Here is a 21,818-nt window from a genome sequence, read left to right on the forward strand (position 1 = left end):
CTGTTGCGGGTATCCCAGGCAGACGGCTGCCACACCCGCGCCGTAGGCTTGCGACCGTGCAGCGGTGGCGGGGCCGGGACGACATCCCCACGGACTGGGGCCGGTGTGTCCTGACGATCGGTGTGTTCGACGGTGTTCACCGTGGTCACGCCGAGCTGATCAATCGTGCCGTGAAGTCGGGCCGATCGCGCGGGGTTCCCACCGTGCTGATGACCTTCGACCCGCACCCCATGGAGGTCGTGTTTCCCGGCAGCCATCCGGCGCAGCTCACCACACTGGCCCGGCGGGCCGAACTCGTGGAGGAAACCGGCGTCGACGTCTTCCTGGTGATGCCGTTCACCGCGGATTTCATGAAGCTCACCCCCGAGCGCTACATCCACGAACTGCTCGTCGAAAGCCTGCACGTGGTCGAGGTCGTGGTGGGGGAGAACTTCACCTTCGGGCGGAAGGCGGCAGGCAATGTGGACCTGCTGCGCAAGGCCGGTGAACGTTTCGGATTCGCGGTCGAGGGGATGCGGCTGGTATCCGAGGAATTCGCCCGCGACGAGTCGGTGACGTTCTCCTCGACCTACATCCGCTCCTGCGTGGACGCCGGCGATGTCGTTGCCGCCGCGGAGGCGCTGGGCCGGCCGCATCGCGTCGAGGGTGTCGTGGTGCGCGGTGACGGCCGCGGCCGGGGCCTGGGATTCCCGACGGCCAACGTCGCGCCGCCCATGCATTCGGCGATCCCTGCCGACGGCGTCTACGCGGCCTGGTTCACCGTGCTGGGACACGGGCCGGTCGTCGGCACGGTGACCCCCGGCGAGCGCTATCAGGCGGCGGTGTCGGTGGGCACGAACCCGACATTCTCCGGGCGAACCCGCACCGTGGAGGCGTTCGTCCTCGACGCCGAGGCCGATCTGTACGGCCAGCATGTGGCAGTCGATTTCATCGCGCGCATCCGCGGCCAGGAGAAGTTCGATTCGGTCGAGGATCTGGTGCGCCAGATGGGTGCCGACACCGAGCGGGCGCGCTCGATTCTCGCTGCGGGCTGAGGTCCTGTTAGTATTCCGTCCCGACCCAGCGTGTGCTGCAGTTCGCGGCGGCCGCGCCTCAGATGTTCCTCGCGGACCTTTTTGATGGAGTTGTTTCGTGGCGCTCACTGCCGAACAGAAGAAGGAAATCCTCGGCCAGTACGGTCTGCATGACACCGATACCGGTTCGCCGGAGGCCCAGGTCGCGCTGCTGACCAAGCGGATCCAGGATCTGACCGAACACCTCAAGCAGCACAAGCACGATCACCACTCGCGGCGGGGGCTGCTGCTGCTGGTCGGTCGTCGGCGTCGGTTGCTCAAGTACGTCGCACAGGTCGACGTCGAGCGCTACCGCTCGCTGATCGAGCGCCTCGGCCTGCGCCGCTGACGCTCCGGACCGCGGCCCTGGCCGCGATCTGCACCCTCGGGTGTGTGTTGGGGGGACTCACCGGCTGCTCATCGGCCGCCGCCGCAGCGCTGCAGGTCGGCGACTGTCTGAAGGTGGTCGGTACCCCCGATCGCCCGGATGCCGTCAAGGCCGCCTGTGGAAGCCCGGATTCGACGTTCAAGGTCGTGGCCACCGCGACCTCCAGTGACGGTTGTCCGACCGATGTGGATTCCTACTACTCCACACACAGCACCTTCAGCGACACCACCAGCACCATCTGTATGGATGTCGATTGGGTTGTCGGACAATGCATGAGCGTCGATCCCGACAACGGCCGCGATCCGGTGCGGGTGGATTGTGCCGACACCGCACAGCCGAACCGGCAGCGTGCCACCGAGATCCTGCGCGGCGTGGCCAATGTCGACCAGTGCCGCAGCGGCATGGGCTACGCCTATGACCAACGCGAGTTCACCGTGTGTGTCGATGACGTGGCCTGAAGGCGGTCATCACCCGCCGGTGTAACATGAAGATGTTTTGGGCCACATGTGTTCATGAGCAGGCCCGAGCAACAAGGTGCGGTTCGCGCAGTTCCGCGCGCACCGTCCCTGCGCGTCACAGCAGTGCCCGCCTGTTCGGGCGGTCTTCGGTAGTGGCTGCCGGGGTGTTCGAACCCCGGCCGCTTCGATCGACGGCCGTAGCCGATTTCAGGGGACCGCTGACGCGTGCACGCGCAAAACAGCTGAATACCCAGAAAGGCTGCAATGTCTGCAGTTGAAACCGACGAGGGCGTGTTCGAGTCCACCGCCGTCATCGACAACGGGAGCTTCGGCACCCGGACCATCCGTTTCGAGACCGGCCGTCTGGCCCGTCAGGCCGCCGGCTCCGTCGTCGCCTACCTCGACGAAGAGACGATGCTGCTGAGCGCCACCACCGCCAGCAAGTCGCCGAAGGATCATTTCGACTTCTTCCCGCTGACCATCGACGTCGAGGAGCGGATGTACGCCGCCGGCCGGATCCCCGGCTCGTTCTTCCGTCGTGAGGGACGTCCCTCCACCGACGCGATCCTGACCTGCCGTCTGATCGACCGGCCGCTGCGCCCGACCTTCGTCTCCGGTCTGCGCAACGAGATCCAGGTCGTGGTGACCGTGCTCAGCCTGGATCCCAAGGATCTGTACGACGTGCTGGCCATCAACGCCGCATCGGCGTCCACCCAGATTTCCGGCCTGCCGTTCTCCGGCCCGGTCGGCGGCGTGCGTGTCGCCCTGATCTCCACTCCTGAAAACAAGGCCGGCCAGTGGGTTGCGTTCCCGACCGTCGAGCAACTCGAAGACGCCGTGTTCGACATGGTGGTAGCCGGGCGTAAGGCCGGTGACGACGTCGCCATCATGATGGTCGAGGCCGAGGCCACCGAGAAGGTCATCGAACTGATCGCCGACGGCGCCGGTGCCCCCACCGAGTCCGTCGTGGCCGAGGGCCTGGAGGCCGCCAAGCCGTTCATCTCGGCACTGTGCACCGCGCAGGAGGAACTGCACGCCGCCGCGGGTAAGGCGACCGTGGAGTACCCGCTGTTCCCGGATTACCAGGCAGATGTCTACGAGCAGGTCGCCGCGGTGGCCACCGAGGCGCTCTCGCAGGCGCTCACCATCGCAGGCAAGGCCGAGCGTGACGACCGCACCGACGAGATCAAGGGCGAGGTGCTCGAGCGCCTGGCCGGTCAGTTCGAGGGCCGCGAGAAGGAGATCGGCGCCGCCTACCGCTCGCTGACCAAGAAGCTTGTGCGGCAACGCATCCTGACCGACCACTTCCGCATCGACGGTCGTGGCGTCACCGATATCCGGGCCCTGTCGGCCGAGGTCGCGGTCATCCCGCGGGCGCACGGCAGCGCGTTGTTCGAGCGGGGCGAGACCCAGATCATGGGTGTCACCACCCTCGACATGGTCAAGATGGCCCAGCAGATCGACTCGCTGGGGCCCGAGACCTCCAAGCGCTACATGCATCACTACAACTTCCCGCCGTTCTCGACCGGCGAGACCGGCCGCGTGGGTTCGCCCAAGCGCCGTGAGATCGGCCACGGTGCGCTCGCCGAGCGCGCCCTGGTGCCGGTGTTGCCCAGCGTCGAGGAGTTCCCGTACGCCATCCGCCAGGTCTCGGAGGCGTTGGGCTCCAACGGTTCCACCTCGATGGGCTCGGTGTGTGCCTCGACCCTGTCGCTGCTGAACGCCGGTGTGCCGCTCAAGGCGCCGGTCGCCGGTATCGCCATGGGTCTGGTCTCCGACGACGTCGATGGTGAGCGCAAGTTCGTCACCCTGACCGATATCCTCGGCGCCGAGGATGCCTTCGGCGACATGGACTTCAAGTGCGCGGGCACCAAGGACTTCGTCACGGCCCTGCAGTTGGACACCAAGCTCGACGGCATCCCCTCGCAGGTGCTCGCCGGCGCGCTGGCCCAGGCCAAGGACGCTCGGATCACCATCCTGGAGGTGATGGCCGAGGCCATCGACGCCCCCGACGAGATGAGCCCGTTCGCGCCGCGCATCACCACCATCAAGGTCCCGGTGGACAAGATCGGCGAGGTCATCGGGCCCAAGGGCAAGATGATCAACTCGATCACCGAGGAGACCGGCGCGTCGATCTCCATCGAGGACGACGGCACCGTTTTCGTCGGCGCCAGCAATGGCGAGGCCGCGCAGGCCGCGATCGACAAGATCAATGCCATCGCCAATCCGCAGCTGCCCAAGGTGGGGGAGCGGTTCCTGGGAACGGTGGTCAAGACCACCGACTTCGGAGCGTTCGTCTCGCTGTTGCCGGGTCGTGACGGTCTGGTGCACATCAGCAAGCTGGGCCGTGGCAAGCGCATCGCCAAGGTCGAGGATGTCGCCAAGGTCGGTGACAAGATGCGTGTCGAGATCGCCGATATCGACAACCGCGGAAAGATCTCGCTGGTGCTGGTCGACGAGGAGAGCTCGACGAGCGCCCCGGAGACCGAGGCGGCCGAGCCCGCCGGCGCGGAAGCGTAGTTCGACAGCGTCATTTCGACAGACATGCCCCGGTGCCCACACGGCATCGGGGCATGTTCCGTTTCTTGCGAAAGAATGTGACCAGCAAGCGCTTTCCGTATGCTGACGGCTGTGGAGCCCCGCTGGGTGGACTTGCTCGGCGCACAGCAATGAGGAGTGCCGCTTTGCCCTCGGTCGCCGAGAAGTACGAAACGACGATCCGGCTGACCGATCTGGTGACCGGCGTTCCGCATCCCCTGACCCTCGCCGGGGTCGACCTGGTCCTGGTCCGGCGCGCCGACGATTCGGTGTCGGCTCTCTACGGGCGGTGCGCACATCGTGGTGTCCGCCTCGCTGATGGTCACGTCGAGGGTGCGCACCTGGTCTGCGGTGTGCACGGTTGGCGCTACGACCTGGACTCCGGGGTGTCGCCGGTGAACAATTCGGTGGCCCTGGCCACGTTCGACACCACCGTGCGTGACGGGTACGTGGCGATCGATGCGGCGGCGGTGCGGGCCCATGCGGCAGGCCATCCGCACTCCCAGGACGGTGGCTACCAGGCGGAATTCTCCGATCGGGCACCGACATCCGAGGAGCCCTACGTCGCCGATATCCAGGAACTGGCCGAGCACGGACTATCTCGGCTGGGAATGCACGGCAAGACCGGCGCCATGGGGGTACCGCGTTCGGAGCTGCCGTCGTGGGACAGCATCCAGTTCGTCACCGCGCAGCTGGCGCGCCCGCCGCTTCTCGACGGTGAGCCGGTGGACACCGACGTGGTCATCGGGCCGGCGGCAGCCAAGCCGCTCGCCCTCGACATCCCGCTGTTCGTCACCGATATGAGTTTCGGGGCGTTGTCGCAGGAGGCCAAGGTCGCCCTGGCATCCGGCGCCGAACTCGCAGGCACCGGAATCTGTTCCGGTGAGGGCGGCATGCTTCCCGAGGAGCAGCAGGCCAACTCCAGGTACTTCTACGAGCTTGCCTCCGGCCGGTTCGGTTGGAGTTTCGAGCGGCTCGACGTCGTGCAGGCGTTTCACTTCAAGGGTGGCCAGGCAGCGAAAACCGGTACCGGTGGCCATCTTTCGGGGAAGAAGGTGGTCGGCAAGATTGCCGAGGTGCGCGGCCTTGCCCCCGGGACGGATGCCATTTCACCCGCCCGATTCCCGGACTGGACGACGGTCGGTCAGTACGCCGACTTCGCTGCCGAGGTCCGCGCCCGATCCGGGGGCATTCCGATCGGCTACAAGATGAGCGCCCAGCGCATCGAGGAAGATATCGATGCCGCGCTCGAGATCGGGGTGGACTACCTGATCATCGACGGGCGCGGTGGCGGTACGGGTGCGGCGCCGCTGATCTTTCGGGAGAACATCTCGGTGCCGACCATCCCCGCTCTCGCGCGGGCGCGTCGGCACCTCGATCGCTGCGGCAAGTCCGGCGAGGTGACCCTGGTGGCGACGGGTGGTATCAGGACGGCCGCCGACATGGCCAAGGCGATGGCGCTCGGCGCGGACGCGATCGCGCTGGCCAACTCGGCGCTGCAGGCGATCGGATGCGTCGGCATGCGGGCCTGCGGCAGCAACAACTGTCCGGTGGGCATCGCGACCCAACAGCAACACCTGCGCGACCGGCTCGACGTCCAGGTCGCGGGACAGCGTCTGGCACGGTTTCTTCAGGCATCGGTCGATCTGATGTCGGTGCTGGCCAGGGCGTGTGGCCACCGGCGACTCGCCGATTTCGATATCTCCGACCTGGTGACCTTCGACCGCGACATGGCCTACCTGAGCGGGGTGCCCTACGCCGGTGTGATGCCCCTGTGAGTGGCCGGTGGATGGCTCGAACTACGGGTGGGCCGCGTGTGGGTGCCCGACAGGCATACGGCAACATGGGTCGCCGCAGAGAGGAGCGCCGATGTCGACGGCAGTGCGCCGAACAGACCTACCCGGCGGCTTACGGGTGGTCACCGAGCACCTCCCGTCGGTGCACTCGGCGTCGGTGGGTGTCTGGGTAGGTGTCGGTTCGCGCGATGAGGGCGCCACGGTGGCCGGTGCTGCGCACTTCCTTGAGCATCTGCTGTTCAAGTCCACGCCCACCCGGTCGGCGGTGCAGATAGCGCAAGCCGTCGATGCGGTGGGCGGTGAACTCAATGCGTTCACCGCGCGCGAACACACCTGCTATTACGCCCATGTGCTCGATTCCGATGTGGAACTGGCCGTCGATCTGGTGGCCGACGTGGTCCTGCGAGGTCGCTGCGCCGCCGAGGACGTCGAGGTGGAGCGCGATGTCGTGCTCGAGGAGATCGCGATGCGCGACGACGACCCCGAGGACACGCTCGGCGATGTGTTCCTGTCGGCCATGTTCGGCAATCACCCGGTCGGCAGACCGGTGATCGGCACCGTCGATTCGATCTCGGCCATGACACGCACCCAGCTGCACTCGTTCCACATGCGGCGCTACACACCGGAACGGATGGTGCTGGCGGTGGCCGGCAACGTCGACCACGACCACATCGTCGGACTGGCCACGGAGTACTTCGGTCCGCGACTGTCGCGCGATCGTGTTCCGGCCCCGCACCGCAAAGGCACCGGACGGGTGCCGGGGGCACCCTCGCTGGAACTGGTCAGCCGGGATGCCGAGCAGAGTCACCTGTTGGCCGGTGTGCGCAGTCCGGGCCGCTACTGGGAGCATCGCTGGGCGCTGTCGGTGCTGAACACCGCGATCGGCGGAGGATTGAGCTCGCGGCTGTTCCAGGAGATCCGGGAGAGTCGCGGGCTGGCCTATTCGGTGTACTCGAGTGTGGACACGTTCTCCGACGCCGGCGCCTTCTCGGTGTACGCGGCCTGCTTGCCCGAACGGTTCGACGAGGTGGTGCGATTGGCCACCGACGTGCTCGCCGATGTGGCACGTGACGGCATCACCTCCTCGGAGTGCGCGATCGCCAAGGGCTCGTTGCGTGGTGGGCTCGTGCTGGGGCTGGAGGACTCGAGTTCCCGGATGCACCGGATCGGGCGCAGTGAACTCAACTTCGGAGCGCACCGCAGCATCGCCCAAACTCTGGAGCAGATCGACGCCGTCACTCTCGACGAGGTCAACGCCGTCGCGCGTCGCTTACTGTCGAAACCCCTCGGTGCGGCGGTGCTCGGTCCGTACAAATCCAAAAGGTCCCTACCGCAGCGCCTTCGAGATATCCCGGGGTAGTGGGTTACAGTCGGGTGATGCGCCTGTCACGACGCGAGCTGTTGATCGGCGGTCTGACGCTGGTGGCGGTGGGGTCGGTCGCCGGTTGCGCGGACGATACCGCGCTGGCCGCCCCGACGACCGCGCTGCCCGAGCGGATCCGCGATCTGGAGGCTCGGCACAATGCCTTCATCGGTGTATTCGGGATGAACCTGGACTCCGGGATGTCCGTTCGGCACCGCGCCGAAGAACCGTTCGCGATGTGCTCCACGTTCAAGACCTATGCGGCGGCGGCGGTGTTGAGAAGGGTGGCCGAGGGTGAACTCTCCTTGGACAAGCCTGTTTTCGTCGATCCGGCGGGGATCCTTCCGAACTCTCCGGTGACCGAGGAGCGTGCCGGTGGGCAGATGACACTGGCCGAGCTGTGCCAGGCCGCGCTGCAACGCAGCGACAACCTGGCTGCCAACCTGCTGCTCGCCACACTCGGCGGCCCGCGCGCGATCACCGATTTCGCGCGCAGCATCGGTGATGACAAGACTCGGTTGGACCGCTGGGAGACCGATCTGAACTCGGCGATCCCCGGCGATCCGCGCGACACCAGCACGCCCGAGGCGCTGGGTACCGGATATCGAAATCTGTTGGCGGGTGACGCTTTACCACCCGCGCAGCGTGATCTTCTCGACGGTTGGATGCGGGCCAACCAGACGTCGAGCATGCGGGCGGGTCTGCCGCCGGACTGGACGACTGCGGACAAGACCGGCAGCGGTGATTACGCCACTACCAATGACGTGGGTATCGCCTACGGACCGGGCGGCTCTCGCGTTCTGTTGTCGATCATGACCCGAACGCAGTCCGCCGATCCCGACGCCGAAGGGCTGCGGCCGGTGATCGGTGAGATCGCCGCGCTGGTCCTACCGGATCTGCTCGCCTGACCCGCAGCCGCCCGACATTCAGGCAAGCAGTGCCGCGGGGTCGGTGAACGGCAGGTCGAGATCGCCGGCCACCTGCTCGGAGAGCAGCGCGCCTTCATGGGTGGACAGGCCCTTCGCCAGTGCCGGGTCGGCGCGGCAGGCCTCCCGCCAGCCCTTGTCGGCCAGCTTGAGCACGTAGGGCATGGTGGCATTGGTCAATGCATACGTCGATGTCCGGGGCACGGCGCCGGGCATGTTGGCGACGCAGTAGAACACGGTGTCGTGGACGGCGAAGGTCGGGTCGTCATGGGTGGTTGGACGGGAGTCCTCGAAACAACCGCCCTGGTCGATGGCGATGTCGACGAGCACCGCGCCGGTCTTCATCTGCGCCACCGTCGAGTTGGTCACCAGTTTGGGAGCTTTGGCGCCGGGCACCAGCACGGCACCGATCACCAGATCGGCCTGTTTCACCGCGTCTTCGAGGTCGAGGCTGGACGAGTACCGGGTCTCGATTGCGCCGCCGTATTCGGCATCGATCTTGCGCAGGGTGTTGATGTTGAGATCGAACACGGTGACGTGGGCGCCCATGCCCCATGCCACGGCGGCGGCGTTGTCGCCGGCCATGCCGCCACCGATCACGACAACCCGCGCGGGCGCGACGCCGGGGACCCCACCCATCAGCACACCGCGACCACCCTGGGTACGCATCAGGTGGTACGCGCCGACCTGTGCGGCCAGACGTCCGGCGACCTCGCTCATGGGGGCCAGCAGGGGGAGCGCGACCGATCCGTCCGATCCGGTGGTCTGCACGGTCTCGTAGGCGATGGCGGTGGTGCCGGAGGCCATCAGCGCATCGGTGCACGGCCTGGACGCGGCCAGATGCAGGTAGGTGAACAGCGTTTGGCCCTGTCGCAGCCGCGCGTACTCGGCTTCGATGGGTTCTTTGACCTTGAGGAGCAGATCCGCATCGGCCCAGACCTTTTCGGCGCTCTCGACGATCTGGGCACCGGCGGCCTTGAAGTCGTTGTCGGTGATGGCCGAGCCTGCGCCCGCGCCGGCCTGGATGATGACGTCGTGACCGCGCTTGGTCAGCTCGGCCACCCCGGCGGGCGTGATCGCGACGCGGTATTCGTTGTTCTTGATCTCGGTCGGGATGCCGACGAGCATGATGGCTCCTAAAGTCTGGGATGTACGATCAAGTGTGAATAAACATCGGTAAGCACACAATGTTTATGTCGATAATTCGCTAAGCTCGCAGCATGGCAGAACGATCATCGAACCGTGGTCCGCGGTTGGCGTCTGGACCGAAAGATGTTCGCCCCTCCGATCTCGACGATATCGATCGGCGCATGTTGCTCGCCCTGCACGCGGATGCGCGGATGTCCAACAGTGCGTTGGCCGAGGCGGTCGGGATCGCGCCGTCGACATGTCACGGCCGGCTGCGCCGACTCCAGGACATCGGAGTGATCCGTGGGTTCTACACCGATATCAACCCGGCGGCGGTCGGCCTTACCCTCCAGGCGATGATCTCGGTGAGCCTGCAATCCAATGCGCGGGGCCGTATTCGGGATTTCATCGCCCAGATCCGGCAACGCCCGCAGGTGATGGACGTCTACTTCCTGGCCGGTGGTGACGATTTCATTCTGCACGTCGCCGCACGGGACACCGAAGATCTGCGTGCCTTCGTGGTGGAGAACCTCAATGCCGATGGCGATGTCGCAGGCACACAGACATCCCTGATCTTCGAGCATCTGCGGGGAGCGTCGCCATTGTGACAATCGAGGACGATCTGGACACGCTCTACGGGGTGCCGCCGCCCGAGTTCACTGCATTGCGTGGCCAATTGGTGGCGCAGGCGAAGAAACGTGGCGAAACCGAAGCGGCTCGCACGATCGGTGCGGCGCGGCGGCCCACCGTGGCCGCCTGGGTGGTCAACGCGTTGGTACGGGCGGATCCCGCGGCTGCGGATCGGCTGGCGGAACTGCGTGCACAGTTGCAGGCTGCGCACGCCGCCATGGATGGTGCCCGTATCCGCGAGTTGACCGCGGCGCAACGCAGAGTCGTCACCGACCTCACCCGGGCCGGCCTTGCGGCAGCACGGGTGGACTCGCCGACACCCGCTCTGCGTGCTGACATCACCAACACGCTGCAGGCGGCGATCGCAGATCCGGGGGTACACGCCAGACTCGGTCGCCTGGAGAAGGCCGAGGAGTGGTCGGGCTTCGGTGATTTCGGCGTGTCGATGGCCGTCGGTGCGGGCCGCCCCGACACCGACGACCCCGCCCCGCGCGGTCCCGATGGCGGTCAGCGGCGGCGCGTCCTGGTCGAGCGACGCGGCGCGGCCGCAGCGGCGCTCGCACAGTCCGAGAAGGTCCACGCCGCCGCCATCGGCACGGTCGCGGACCGGCAGGCCGCGCTCGTCGCCGCGCGCCAACGCCTCGAGCAGGCGCGTGAATTGCTGGCGGCCGCCGAGCATGATGTCGATATCGCCGCCGCCGACCTTGCTGACGCCCGCCACGCAGACCACGTCGCGAAATCCGATGTAGAGCGTGACGCCGCGGCGCTGGCCGCCGCCGATGCCGCGCTCGATGCCCTGATCTGACCGCGGGCGACTACACGGCGCTGGGCGCGACCAGTTCCGGGTGAAACGTGCTCACCATCCGGCGGATGCCGTCGCGCCAATCCACCGATGTACCGCCCGCGATCTCGTGCATCTTCGTCGTATCGGTGGGGCCGGTGGGCAGGGCCTGATCGCTCACCTCGAATACCGGATCGCGGCCGATGAGCTCACCGATGTAGGTGCACCATTCCTGCAAGCTGACCGTCTGGTCGCCACACCAGTTGACCGTGGTGGCCGGGACCGTCGCGGCCTCCAGCATCCGGGGCAGCATGGCGATGATGTCGTCCTGGTGGATCGGGTTGTAACGCGCCGGTCCGCCCGGCGGCACCGGTAGCGGGATACCCGCCAGCATCATCTCCATCTGATAGAACGGCCAGCCGCCGTTGTCGCCGTAGGGGACGTTGAGCCGCGCGATCACGGTGGGCAGCCCCAACGTTCGCGCCATCGTCCGCGCCACCACCTCACCGGCGATCTTGGAGATCGAATAGGTCGGGAACAGCGGCTTGTGGTTGTCGCCCAACGCCGCTGCCTCGGTGCGGGGTTCATCGCCGGGCGGGTCGTACACGGCCGCCGATGAGCAGTGCAGAAATGCAGTCGCGTCGGCGCAGTGCGCCATCAGCAGGCCCACCGATTCTGCATTCGCCGCCAAGTCCTTGTCCCAGCGGCCACTCTTGGCGACGGCCAGATTCAGCACATAATCGAAATCCGATGGCAGCCGGGAGAAGTCGCCGGCGGCAAGGTTCACCTGTTCGCAGTGGATTCCCGCCCGCTCCAGGCGTTCCCGTGCCGCACCATCGGTGAATCGGGCGATACCCCAGACTTCGTTGTCGGCTGCCAACGACATCGCGATGGGAGTTGCCACCTGTCCGGTCGGGCCGGTGATGAGGATCTTGTGACCACGCATGGCCGGATGCTACTCGGCGCGCAGGACCAATCCGTTGCCTTCTGCGTTGGTCAGCGTCAACCGGTCTGCCACGACATGCGCTGTCACCTCACCGGTGAGCACATCCAGGACCGATCGCTCGATCTCGCCGACCTCGCCGGGGCAGGGCGGACCACTGGTGTTGATCGGCCCGAAGGTGATGATGCCGGCCACGGCCGTGGCGCGACCATAGAAGGTGTTACATCCGGTCCAGCCGACCACCGTATCGTCATGGCGAACCGTCAACCCCGGTTTGGCCTGCTCCAGGGCCACCGATGTCATCGCCGCATCACCCGAGATCAGGGTGTCCACCCGCCAGCTGGTGTCGACGACCGGCCGGTCGGGATCCAGCACCGCCTTGTCGCGCAGGGTCACCGTCGTGGCGGCGGTGGTCAGGGTGAGTTCGTCACCGGTCAACGTCCACCCCGGCCGAGCCTGTAGTAGCTGAGTCATCCAGGCATCGGCCTCGGCGAACGGCGGCGGGCAGGCCATCATGGTGGTGGCGAGTTCACCGGTGCTCAGGTGCCCGCCGGACAGGTCGGCGGTGGCCGATCCGCGGTTGCATCCGGCAAAGGCGGAGATATGGCCGTCGCGGAACTCCAGCGTCAGCGGCCCGCCACCGGGGATCGGTTCACCGACGACACCGACCGATACGAAGGTCCGCCCCTCCGGGGTGGGGTCTTGCGCATCGGCCACGCCGCCGCAGCCGGCAAGAGCCGCGACCGCCAGGGGAAGCCACGCGATCCGCATGTGCCCACGGTACCGACCGGCGCGCGCAGTAGGCTGCCCCTCATGCGAGTCGCAGTGTTGGGTGCCCACGGCAAGGTCGGCGCCACCATGGTCGAGGCCGTCCGGGATGCCGCCGATCTCGAGCTCTCCGCCGAGGTGGACGCCGGGGATGCGATGAGCCGGCTGACCGAGAGCGGTACCGACGTCGTCATCGATTTCACCCATCCCGATGTGGTGATGGACAACCTGAAGTTCGTCATCGACAACGGTATTCACGCGGTGGTGGGCACCACCGGATTCACCGAGGAGCGCATCGCCACGGTGCGCGGGTGGCTGGCCGACGCGCCCGGATCTGCCGTCCTGATCGCCCCGAACTTTGCCATCGGCGCCGTGCTGAGCATGCACTTCGCCAAGCTGGCAGCGCGGCACTTCGAGTCGGTCGAAGTCATCGAACTGCATCACCCGCACAAGGCCGATGCGCCTTCGGGTACCGCCACCCGCACCGCGCAGCTGATCGCCGAGGCGCGAAAGGGTCTGCCGCCGAGCCCCGACGCGACCAGTACCGGGCTGGAGGGTGCGCGCGGCGCCGATGTCGACGGTGTCCGGGTGCATTCGGTCCGGCTGGCCGGGCTGATCGCCCACCAAGAGGTGCTGTTCGGCACGCAGGGGGAGACCTTGACCATCCGTCACGACAGTCTCGACCGCACCTCCTTCGTGCCCGGTGTCCTGCTCGGCGTGCGTCAGGTGGCCGGACGTCCTGGCCTGACCATCGGGATTGAGCCTCTGCTCGACCTGTCATGAACAACGACGGTGGGCGTGCCCTGCGAATCCAGGTGTTGATCGGATTCATGTGCATAGCGCTGCTGGTCTACTTCGTCATGTTGGGCCGAACGGCGTTGGCGCTCATCGCTTCCGGTGAGCCGGCGCCCGTCGGGTTGGGCGTGGCGCTGCTGGTGTTACCGCTGATCGGGTTGTGGGCCATGGTGGCCACGCTGCGCGCCGGCTTGGCCCATCAGCGTTTGGTCCGGCTGGCCCGCGAGTCCGGAATGGATCTCGACGTGAGTGATCTTCCGCGCCGGGCCTCGGGTCGCATCGAGCGTGACGCCGCCGACGCGTTGTTCGAGCGGACCCGTGCGGAGCTGGAAGCCGACCGCGACAACTGGGTTCGCTGGTATCGGCTGGCTCGTGCCTACGATTTTGCCGGGGACCGCGGCCGGGCCAGGGAGACGATGCGCACCGCCGTCGAGATGGAGCGCGACGCGCGGTGAAACTGCTGATCGTGCACCACACCCCGAGCCCGCACTGCCAGGCGATGTTCGAGGCGGTGCTGTCCGGCGCCACCGATCCCGAGATCGAGGGTGTCGAAGTGGTGCGGCGGCCGGCGCTGACGGTGTCGGCGGCCGAGATGCTTTCCGCGGACGGTTATCTGCTGGGTTCCCCGGTGAATCTCGGTTACATATCCGGGGCCCTCAAGCATGCCTTTGACGGCGCCTACTACCAGCTGCTGGACAGCACCCGCGGAAGACCATTCGGCCTGTTTCTCCATGGCAACGAGGGTGCCGAGGGTGCGGTGCGCGCGGTCGACGGCATCACCGCCGGCTTGGGTTGGCAGAAGGCGGCCGAGCATGTGGTGGTCTCCGGTGCGCCGGGTAAGGCCGATCTGCAGGCCTGCTGGAACCTCGGCGCCACGATCGCGGCGAGCGTGATGGACGCCTTCTGAAAACTGCGGACCGGCAATCCACGCTCGCGACTTTGTTTCCAAGCCGAGGATGTCCGACCGGTGGAATGGCACACTGACCGCGACGCCGAGTCAACAACGGAGGGGCTATGCCGGGAATCGCCGAGATCGCGTTGGGTGCCGCACCGATCGCTGGTGGCGCATTGCTGGGCCTGGCGGCCGGTGCCTTCAAAGGACCGGACATCCGCGGCAACATCAAGGCCGATATGGAACTGCTGGAGAAGATCCCGGCGGATCAGGTCGAACGCCGCGCGGCGTTGCAGCGTTCCATCGATATCCGCATCGACGATATCGTCAACGCCGTCGACAAACAGCGCGAGATCCGCCAGTTGGCCGCCTCCTACGAGGGCAACTGGCGCGATATCGTGGTGTTCGTCTGCACGGTGCTGTTCGCGATCGTGTGGTGGAACGTCAGCCATGACCGCACCAATTGGCTGGTCATGTTCGTGCTGCTGATCATCCTGTCCGTCATCGCCGCGATCTACGCTTCACGCGGGATCCTCCGTGCGTTCGCGACCTACCTGCACGACCGCCGCACAGCCACCTAGCTCAACCGAGTGCGCGCCCGAATACCGCGCCCATCGCCTCCCAGTGCCGCTCCGCCGCCGCAGAGTCATACGGGGCGTTGTCCGGCACCGCGAAACCATGTGCCGCGGAATAGAACTCGATGGTGTGTTCCACCCCGGAGGCCGTCAGCGCCTGCTCGAGGGTCTGGGCGTCCTGCTCGGTGAACGACGCGTCATCCTGCGCCCCGCCCACATAGACGACCGCCTCGATATCGCCGGCCAGCAGATGCGGGCTGTCCGGTTTGTCGGTGGCAAGCCCGCCGCCGTGGAACGACATGGCCGCCGCCACCCGAGCCGGCAACCGCCCCGCGACGATCAGCGATGTGCGCCCGCCCATGCAGTATCCGGTGGTCCCGAACCGCTCGCCGACCACGTCGGGTCGGGTGGCCAGATAGTCGAAGAACGCCGTGGCATCGGCGGCCATGATGTCGGCGGTGATGGTTTTGATCATCCCGAACAGCCGCCGGCGTTCGGACTCGTCGCCGAACACCGTGGCCATGTCGAACGGCGCCCAGCCGGCCTGGCGGTAGTAGACATCCGGCACCAGCACCACGTAGCCGTACCCGGCCAGTCGCGCGGCCATCTCGTCGAACGTTTCGCGCGCACCGCCGGCGTCGGGGTACATCACGACGGCAGGCCAGGGACCGTCGCCGTCCGGGGTTGCCACGGTGACCCGGCAGGCGCCGTCGGCAGTGGTGATGGTGTCGGTGGTGGTGGGCATGGTCTCAGTTCTACCCGACATCGGGGTCGGGTCCGAGCGTGTCGGGTGGGTGCGACGTAAGCTGGCCCAGTGGCCCGGGTCGACACTCCGTACGAGGATCTACTGCGTCTGGTGATGGAGCGGGGCACCCCGAAGTCCGATCGCACCGGCACCGGTACCCGCAGTGTGTTCGGACACCAGCTGCGCTATGACCTGAATGCCGGGTTCCCGCTGATCACCACCAAGAAGGTGCACACCAAATCGATCGTCTACGAGTTGCTGTGGTTTCTGCGCGGTGATTCCAACGTGCGCTGGCTGCAGGAGCGCGGAGTCACGATCTGGGACGAATGGGCCTCTGAGACAGGTGATCTCGGCCCGGTCTACGGCGTGCAATGGCGATCTTGGCCGACCCCGTCCGGCGAGCACATCGACCAGATCTCGGCGGCGCTGGAACTGCTCAAGCGTGACCCCGACTCGCGCCGCAACATCGTCTCGGCGTGGAATGTCGGCGAGATCCCGCAGATGGCGCTGCCGCCGTGTCACGCGTTCTTCCAGTTCTATGTCGCCGACGGCCGACTGTCCTGTCAGCTGTATCAGCGCAGCGCCGATCTGTTCCTCGGCGTGCCTTTCAACATCGCCAGCTATGCCCTGCTGACCCACATGATGGCCGCCCAGGCCGGTCTGGGTGTCGGGGAATTCATCTGGACCGGCGGCGATTGCCACATCTATGACAACCACGTCGAGCAGGTGACGTTGCAGCTGTCGCGAGATCCGCGTCCCTACCCGGAACTCGTTCTCGCCCCACGTGATTCGATCTTCGACTACACCTATGAGGACATCGCGATCGTGAACTATGACCCGCATCCGGGGATCAAGGCCCCGGTGGCGGTGTGAAGCTGATCTGGGCCCAGTCGACCTCCGGTGTCATCGGACGGGCCAACGGCATCCCGTGGCGGCTGCCCGAGGACCAGGCGCGCTTCAAAGAGCTGACGCTGGGACAGACCGTCGTGATGGGCAGGTTGACCTGGGAGTCGCTGCCCGCCGCGGTCCGCCCGCTGCCGGGCCGTCGCAATATCGTGGTGTCCCGTGACCCGGCCTATCAGGCAGCGGGCGCCGAGGTGGTCACCGAACTTCCCGCCGATATCGACGGCTGGGTGATCGGTGGTGCGCAACTCTACGGCCAGGCGGTGACGTCTGCGGATCGTTGCGAGGTCACCGAGATCGAGATCGACCTGGTGCGCGATGACGAGGACGCGGTTGCCCCGGTGCTCGACGAGACGTGGACCGGTACCGTCGGAGACTGGCTGACCAGCAGTTCGGGGTTGCGGTACCGATTCTCCAGCTACGTGCGCTGACGGGCTTGTCGGTGCCATACGGCACGATGACCATGTGGCGACCCTGACCCCAGCACAGGCCCGCCGGCTCGCCGTGGCCGCACAGGGATTCCATGAACCCAAACCGCGCGGTCCCGTCACCCGCGCGCATCTCAAACGGTTGGTCGCGCGCACGCAGGTGCTGCAACTGGATTCGGTGTCGGTCTCGGTGCGTGCGCACTACGCGCCGGTGTTCAGCCGGCTGGGCCCCTATGACCGGGACATCCTCGACCGTGCCGCTTGGAGCCACAGCGCCAGGTCCCCACGATTGCTGACCGAGTATTGGGCACACGAAGCGGCCCTGATGTCGGTGGAGGACTGGCCGCTGATGCGCTGGCGGATGCGGGAGTTCGAGCACGGCCGTTGGGGTAGCGAGATCGTCAAGAGGAACGGCCGGCTCGCCGAGGACGTCATCGCAGCGATCACCGAACTCGGGCCGTCGACCGCCGGCCAGATCGAGGCCCACCTGCAGACCGAACCGCGCGGCCGTAAAGGTCCGTGGTGGGACCGCAGCGACACCAAGTGGGTGGCCGAGGCGCTGTGGTCGGCAGGCGTACTCACCACCGCGACGCGGATCGGGTTCGCTCGCCACTACGACCTCACCGAACGGGTGTTGCCGCCCGAGGTGCTGGCCCGGGAGGTCTCCGACGAGCAGGCGATGCGTGAATTGATGCTGCGGGCGGCCGGCGCACTCGGGATCGGCACCGAACCGGATCTGCGCGATTACTTCCGGCTGAGCCCGAAACTGAGCAAGCCCGCGCTGGCCGCGCTGGTGGCCGACGGCGAATTGGAGACCGTCGAGGTCGACGGGTGGGGCGCGCAGGCCTACCTGTTACCGGGCCGCACGATCCCGCGCCGAGATCGCGGGACGGCGCTGTTGTGTCCATTCGACCCGCTGATCTTCTTCCGCCCGCGGGTAGCGCGCTTGTTCGACGGATTCCACTACCGCATCGAGATCTACACCCCGGCCCCCAAGCGCCAGTTCGGGTACTACGTGTGGCCGTTCCTGCTGGACGGGCAACTGGTCGGCCGTGTGGACCTCAAGCGCGCCGACGGGGCCCTGCACGTTCTGGGTGCGTTCACCGAGGAGGGGCACGATCGCGGGCACGTCGCCGCCGCCATGGCACCGGAGCTGACGGCGATGGCGCGCTGGCTGGGGCTCGATGACGTCGCCGTGGGGCATCGTGGCGAACTGTGTGGGCCGCTGCGCGCAGCATTGCGGACCGCCGGTTGACCGCACACCGTTGACCGCACACCGTTGCGCGCACAAAGATGACGCGGGCGTCATCAAAAGGCACACTGTTACGAATGTCCGGGCGGGACCGACAGTGGTGGCAACGCAGCGATCAGTTCCACTGGTTCAGCGCCTATCTGCAGGACCGTGACCTCGCGCTGCAGTGGCGGCTGGCCACCTTCACCTTCACGGTGCTGTTTGCCTCGGTACCGGTGCTGATGATGGGCAGCCCGCTCGGTCCCAGCACGAACGCAACCCGCACGCTGGCCGTCCTGGTGTCGGTACTGGCTGTCGCGGCGGGATCGGTGTGGCTGCTCGGCTGGCCCAGCCGTGGGCGCTCGTTGGCGTATCACGCGATCTGCAGCGGCTCCATCGCCTTGGGCTGCCTGACGCTCTCCGGTCCCTATGGCGGTCTCATGGGTTGCGCGATGTTCGCCGCGATCGGCGGCATGCTCGCCTACTTCCACGCGCTCATCCATGTGTTGGCCAATTTCGTCGTCGCCGCCACCTGCGTGGCCGTCACGGCGTGGCGTCTACACGCAGATACCGGCGACACCGCTCTGGTCGTGGCATCGGTCCTGGTGGTACTCGGTCTCAACCTCGGCGTGCCGTTCGGTATCCACGCGTTGGTGCACTCCTTGCATTCCGATCTCAGGCTGGCCGACCATGACCCGTTGACGGGGCTGCCGAATCGACGATCGTTCTTCAACGCGGTGCACGAACTCTTCCTGTCCCGCGTCGGTATGCCCATCCCGTTCAACGTCACGATGATCGACGTCGATGATTTCAAGAAACTGAACGACACGCGGGGGCACGCTGCCGGGGACGCGGCGCTGGTGGGTATCGGTGCTGTGCTGCAACGATTCTGCGCGCCGGGAGCCCTCGTGGGGCGCATCGGCGGTGAGGAGTTCGTGGTCGCCGATATCGGTCCGAAGGAGCAGCACGTGGCTGCGGCCGAGAGCATCCGGCGCGGTATCTCGGCGCTGCCGGGTCAGCTCACCGCGAGCCTGGGCTGTTGCACCGCGACGCTGGCGGCCGGTGCTGCGTTCCCGGCGTTCCTGGACGAAATGATCGCGATCGCCGATGCCGCGATGTATCGGTCCAAGCGGGCCGGGGGTGACCGGGTGCAGTACGTGGAACTGGCCGATGACGGTGACGCTCTCTCCACCTCACCGTGACCTTAAGTATCCCTTATTTTTCTTATTTTTGGTGTACGGTGGTCCGAGAAGCCCAGGGACGGCGAAAGGATCCGAACATGCACGACACCCAGATTGCCTTGGTGACCGGCGCCTCCCGGGGTATCGGCGCCGAGGTCGCCCAGCTGTTGGCACACCCGGGCACCCGGGTCATCAATGCTCCCGACATCGCCGACGAGACGGCCGCAGAGTCGGTGATCGCGGACATCCGCCAGCGGTTCGGCCGGCTGGACACCTTGATTCTCAATGCCCCCGGCGTGCTGGCACACGGCGTGGACGCCCGTGCTGCGATGCGGGTGAACCGCGATGCTCAGCGCCGGATCGTGGAGCTGGCCATGCCGCTGATGCCGATCGGTGGACGTGTCGTGTTCGTCACGAGCCACCAGGCGCACTTCTATCCGCACAAGGCCGTCCCCAAGGGCTATGCGCCGATCGCGGCGAGCATGCGCGCGGGGGAGACGGCCATGTACGGCATGCGTTACGAATTCAACCGCCGCGGAATCCATTTCACCGTCGTCTCGGCCGATATGATCGATGGCGCATACTTCGCGCCGCCACCGTCGGCCGACGGGTTTGCCGCGGCGGTCGCCGGGGCGGCGCAGTCGGAGTACCACCCCGGCATCGTCTACGTCGGCGGCGGTTCGCAGTATCTCTGTTCGGCCTAGGGGGTCGCCGAGCAGCACCGTTCGGTTGTTCCCTAACCCAGCGGAATGTCGTTGCCGCTCTTTGACTTCTGATACTGCTGCGACAGCTGGGCGTATCGGTCGGTGATACGACTCTGCTGGGCGCGCAACGCGGGTTCGGTGCCTATCAGCTCGTCGATGCTGACCGCGGTCCAGAACGCATTGCGGCGACGGTAGCCACCGGGCTCCAGGCCGAACACCTCGGACAGGATGCGCAGATCGTGCGGGATGGCGAAGCTGTCGCGGGAATCCTCGTGGCTGAAGAAGTAGTAGAAGTTGTCGAAACCCGCCCAGGTGATCGCCGACATACACATGGTGCACGGTTCGTGGGTCGACAGGAACACCAGATCCGCGGTCGGAGGGCGGTCGGGCAGTTCGTAGAACTGGTTGAGCGTGTGCACCTCGCCGTGCCACAGCGGATTGCTCAGTTCGGCGTTGGTGCCGGCGACCACCAGCGACAGATCGGACTTGCGCAAGATTGCAGCGCCGAAGACCTTGTTACCCGTTGCGACCCCGGCCGATGTGAGCGGCAGCACATCGGACTCGATCACATCGAGTAGGCGGCGGGCGAGTGCGGTCGCTGAAGTCATGTCGAACACTAAACCGAAACCGCCCGACCCGCCCGCGCTGCAAAATCGGGTCGACCGAGCGGGTAATCTGACGCCCGTGACCACCAGTGGAATTGATGTCAGCGCACGTTTGGGCACCGTGCTGACTGCCATGGTGACGCCGTTCGGCCCGGACGGCTCGCTTGATCTGGCGACCGCCAAGAAGGTAGCCACCCACCTGGTCGACACCGGTTGCGATGGTCTGGTGGTCTCCGGGACCACCGGCGAGTCGCCGACCACCACCGATGACGAAAAGATCGCGCTGCTGGAGGCCGTGCTGGACGCCGTCGGCGACCGTGCGCGCATCATCGCCGGAGCCGGCACCTATGACACCGCGCACAGTGTGGGCCTGGCCAAAGCCAGCGCGGCCGCCGGCGCGCACGGCCTGCTGGTGGTGACCCCTTACTATTCCCGCCCGTCGCAGCGCGGGGTCGAGGCGCACTTCACCGCCGTCGCCGACGCGACCGAGCTGCCGGTGGTGCTCTACGACATCCCGCCGCGCTCGATCATCCCGATCGACTGGCACACCCTGCACAACCTGTCAGCTCACCCCAACATCGTCGCGGTCAAGGACGCCAAGGGTGATCTGCACGGGGCGGCGCGATTGATGGCAGACACCGGCATCGCGTACTACTCCGGGGACGATTCGCTGAACCTGCCCTGGCTGGCAGTGGGTGCGGCCGGGTTCATCAGCGTGTGGGGGCATGTGGCCGCCGGTCAGTTGCGCGACATGCTGGTCGCGTTCAACTCCGGCGACGTCGCCACCGCCCGCAAGATCAACACCACGCTGGCACCGCTGAACGACGCCCAGAACCGGATGGGCGGCGTGACGATGTCCAAGGAAGCGTTGCGGCTGATCGGCCTCGATGCCGGTGAGCCTCGGCTACCCCAGGTACCGGCCGAGCAATCCGAGATCGATGCGCTGGCCGCCGATATGCGCGCCGCCGGCGTCTTGCGATGAAGGGCA

At 66.6% G+C, this 21,818-nt stretch carries 24 protein-coding genes; 19 read left to right on the forward strand and 5 right to left on the reverse strand.

Annotated features, from left to right (window positions below; all coding sequences use genetic code 11):
• Positions 1 to 56 precede the first annotated feature (56 nt).
• From IC40_RS0112340 to bla, 7 genes are all read left to right on the forward strand, one after another.
• A complete protein-coding gene (locus tag IC40_RS0112340) occupies positions 57 to 1,034 on the forward strand; it encodes a bifunctional riboflavin kinase/FAD synthetase (protein WP_030135020.1) in 978 nt (325 codons plus the stop codon).
• Between the two features lie 97 nt (positions 1,035 to 1,131).
• Complete coding sequence (rpsO, locus tag IC40_RS0112345) at positions 1,132 to 1,401, forward strand: 30S ribosomal protein S15 (protein ID WP_030135021.1); 270 nt, start codon at positions 1,132 to 1,134, stop codon at positions 1,399 to 1,401.
• A gap of 44 nt (positions 1,402 to 1,445) precedes the next feature.
• Positions 1,446 to 1,898, forward strand: coding sequence for an LppU family putative lipoprotein (gene lppU / locus IC40_RS0112350; RefSeq protein WP_051936972.1), 453 nt, complete (start codon positions 1,446 to 1,448; stop codon positions 1,896 to 1,898).
• Positions 1,899 to 2,162: 264 nt separating this feature from the next.
• Positions 2,163 to 4,418: a polyribonucleotide nucleotidyltransferase gene (locus IC40_RS0112355; RefSeq protein WP_030135023.1), complete on the forward strand. Its 2,256-nt coding sequence runs from the start codon at positions 2,163 to 2,165 to the stop codon at positions 4,416 to 4,418.
• A gap of 149 nt (positions 4,419 to 4,567) precedes the next feature.
• Complete coding sequence (locus tag IC40_RS0112360) at positions 4,568 to 6,214, forward strand: glutamate synthase-related protein (RefSeq protein WP_081843426.1); 1,647 nt, start codon at positions 4,568 to 4,570, stop codon at positions 6,212 to 6,214.
• Positions 6,215 to 6,305: 91 nt separating this feature from the next.
• A complete protein-coding gene (locus IC40_RS0112365; RefSeq protein ID WP_030135025.1) occupies positions 6,306 to 7,592 on the forward strand; it encodes a M16 family metallopeptidase in 1,287 nt (428 codons plus the stop codon).
• Between the two features lie 14 nt (positions 7,593 to 7,606).
• Positions 7,607 to 8,503 (forward strand): class A beta-lactamase, encoded by an 897-nt coding sequence (gene bla / locus IC40_RS0112370; RefSeq protein WP_090559186.1) that lies wholly within the window; start codon positions 7,607 to 7,609, stop codon positions 8,501 to 8,503.
• A gap of 18 nt (positions 8,504 to 8,521) precedes the next feature.
• On the opposite strand, the gene ald is transcribed toward bla, so the two are convergent.
• A complete protein-coding gene (gene ald / locus IC40_RS0112375; RefSeq protein ID WP_030135027.1) occupies positions 8,522 to 9,649 on the reverse strand; it encodes an alanine dehydrogenase in 1,128 nt (375 codons plus the stop codon).
• 92 nt (positions 9,650 to 9,741) lie between these two features.
• Between ald and aldR the strand changes: the two genes are divergently transcribed.
• Positions 9,742 to 10,257: an HTH-type transcriptional regulator AldR gene (gene aldR / locus IC40_RS0112380; protein WP_030135028.1), complete on the forward strand. Its 516-nt coding sequence runs from the start codon at positions 9,742 to 9,744 to the stop codon at positions 10,255 to 10,257.
• On the forward strand, positions 10,254 to 11,084 hold the full coding sequence (locus IC40_RS0112385; protein ID WP_191293379.1) for a hypothetical protein: 831 nt from the start codon (positions 10,254 to 10,256) through the stop codon (positions 11,082 to 11,084). The genes aldR and IC40_RS0112385 overlap by 4 nt, the downstream gene beginning before the upstream one ends.
• A gap of 10 nt (positions 11,085 to 11,094) precedes the next feature.
• On the opposite strand, the gene IC40_RS0112390 is transcribed toward IC40_RS0112385, so the two are convergent.
• Together IC40_RS0112390 and IC40_RS0112395 are read right to left on the reverse strand one after the other, a co-directional pair.
• The gene (locus IC40_RS0112390) at positions 11,095 to 12,006 is read right to left on the reverse strand and encodes an NAD-dependent epimerase/dehydratase family protein (protein ID WP_030135030.1); all 912 of its coding nucleotides are present in this window, start codon (positions 12,004 to 12,006) and stop codon (positions 11,095 to 11,097) included.
• Positions 12,007 to 12,015: 9 nt separating this feature from the next.
• A complete protein-coding gene (locus tag IC40_RS0112395) occupies positions 12,016 to 12,774 on the reverse strand; it encodes an META domain-containing protein (RefSeq protein ID WP_030135031.1) in 759 nt (252 codons plus the stop codon).
• A gap of 42 nt (positions 12,775 to 12,816) precedes the next feature.
• Between IC40_RS0112395 and dapB the strand changes: the two genes are divergently transcribed.
• From dapB to IC40_RS0112415, 4 genes are all read left to right on the forward strand, one after another.
• Positions 12,817 to 13,554 (forward strand): 4-hydroxy-tetrahydrodipicolinate reductase, encoded by a 738-nt coding sequence (dapB, locus tag IC40_RS0112400; protein ID WP_030135032.1) that lies wholly within the window; start codon positions 12,817 to 12,819, stop codon positions 13,552 to 13,554.
• The gene (locus IC40_RS0112405; RefSeq protein ID WP_030135033.1) at positions 13,551 to 14,021 is read left to right on the forward strand and encodes a membrane protein; all 471 of its coding nucleotides are present in this window, start codon (positions 13,551 to 13,553) and stop codon (positions 14,019 to 14,021) included. Before dapB ends, IC40_RS0112405 begins: the two co-directional genes overlap by 4 nt.
• Positions 14,022 to 14,065: 44 nt before the next feature.
• Positions 14,066 to 14,473, forward strand: coding sequence for a flavodoxin family protein (locus tag IC40_RS0112410; RefSeq protein WP_042509779.1), 408 nt, complete (start codon positions 14,066 to 14,068; stop codon positions 14,471 to 14,473).
• 107 nt (positions 14,474 to 14,580) lie between these two features.
• Positions 14,581 to 15,039 carry a hypothetical protein gene (locus IC40_RS0112415; protein ID WP_030135035.1) on the forward strand — a complete coding sequence of 153 codons (459 nt, stop codon included), beginning with the start codon at positions 14,581 to 14,583 and terminating at the stop codon, positions 15,037 to 15,039.
• Position 15,040: 1 nt separating this feature from the next.
• On the opposite strand, the gene IC40_RS0112420 is transcribed toward IC40_RS0112415, so the two are convergent.
• Complete coding sequence (locus tag IC40_RS0112420) at positions 15,041 to 15,778, reverse strand: dienelactone hydrolase family protein (protein WP_030135036.1); 738 nt, start codon at positions 15,776 to 15,778, stop codon at positions 15,041 to 15,043.
• Between the two features lie 114 nt (positions 15,779 to 15,892).
• Here IC40_RS0112420 and IC40_RS0112425 point away from each other — a divergent pair, with 114 nt between their 5' ends.
• From IC40_RS0112425 to IC40_RS0112445, 5 genes are all read left to right on the forward strand, one after another.
• Positions 15,893 to 16,651, forward strand: a complete 759-nt coding sequence (locus IC40_RS0112425; protein ID WP_042509780.1) for a thymidylate synthase — start codon at positions 15,893 to 15,895, stop codon at positions 16,649 to 16,651.
• On the forward strand, positions 16,648 to 17,112 hold the full coding sequence (locus IC40_RS0112430; protein ID WP_030135038.1) for a dihydrofolate reductase: 465 nt from the start codon (positions 16,648 to 16,650) through the stop codon (positions 17,110 to 17,112). The genes IC40_RS0112425 and IC40_RS0112430 overlap by 4 nt, the downstream gene beginning before the upstream one ends.
• Positions 17,113 to 17,146: 34 nt before the next feature.
• Positions 17,147 to 18,364 carry a winged helix-turn-helix domain-containing protein gene (locus IC40_RS0112435; RefSeq protein ID WP_030135039.1) on the forward strand — a complete coding sequence of 406 codons (1,218 nt, stop codon included), beginning with the start codon at positions 17,147 to 17,149 and terminating at the stop codon, positions 18,362 to 18,364.
• Positions 18,365 to 18,438: 74 nt separating this feature from the next.
• The gene (locus tag IC40_RS0112440; protein WP_030135040.1) at positions 18,439 to 19,542 is read left to right on the forward strand and encodes a GGDEF domain-containing protein; all 1,104 of its coding nucleotides are present in this window, start codon (positions 18,439 to 18,441) and stop codon (positions 19,540 to 19,542) included.
• 77 nt (positions 19,543 to 19,619) lie between these two features.
• Positions 19,620 to 20,225, forward strand: a complete 606-nt coding sequence (locus tag IC40_RS0112445) for an SDR family oxidoreductase (protein WP_030135041.1) — start codon at positions 19,620 to 19,622, stop codon at positions 20,223 to 20,225.
• Between the two features lie 32 nt (positions 20,226 to 20,257).
• On the opposite strand, the gene IC40_RS0112450 is transcribed toward IC40_RS0112445, so the two are convergent.
• A complete protein-coding gene (locus IC40_RS0112450) occupies positions 20,258 to 20,833 on the reverse strand; it encodes a tRNA-specific adenosine deaminase (protein ID WP_030135042.1) in 576 nt (191 codons plus the stop codon).
• A gap of 130 nt (positions 20,834 to 20,963) precedes the next feature.
• On the opposite strand from IC40_RS0112450, the gene dapA reads away from it, so the two are divergent.
• Positions 20,964 to 21,812: a 4-hydroxy-tetrahydrodipicolinate synthase gene (gene dapA, locus IC40_RS0112455; RefSeq protein ID WP_234411616.1), complete on the forward strand. Its 849-nt coding sequence runs from the start codon at positions 20,964 to 20,966 to the stop codon at positions 21,810 to 21,812.
• The last annotated feature ends 6 nt before the right edge of the window (positions 21,813 to 21,818 follow it).

Origin of the sequence: Mycolicibacterium neoaurum ATCC 25795 (assembly GCF_000691525.1) — a bacterium.
Classification (GTDB): Bacteria; Actinomycetota; Actinomycetes; order Mycobacteriales; family Mycobacteriaceae; genus Mycobacterium; species Mycobacterium neoaurum.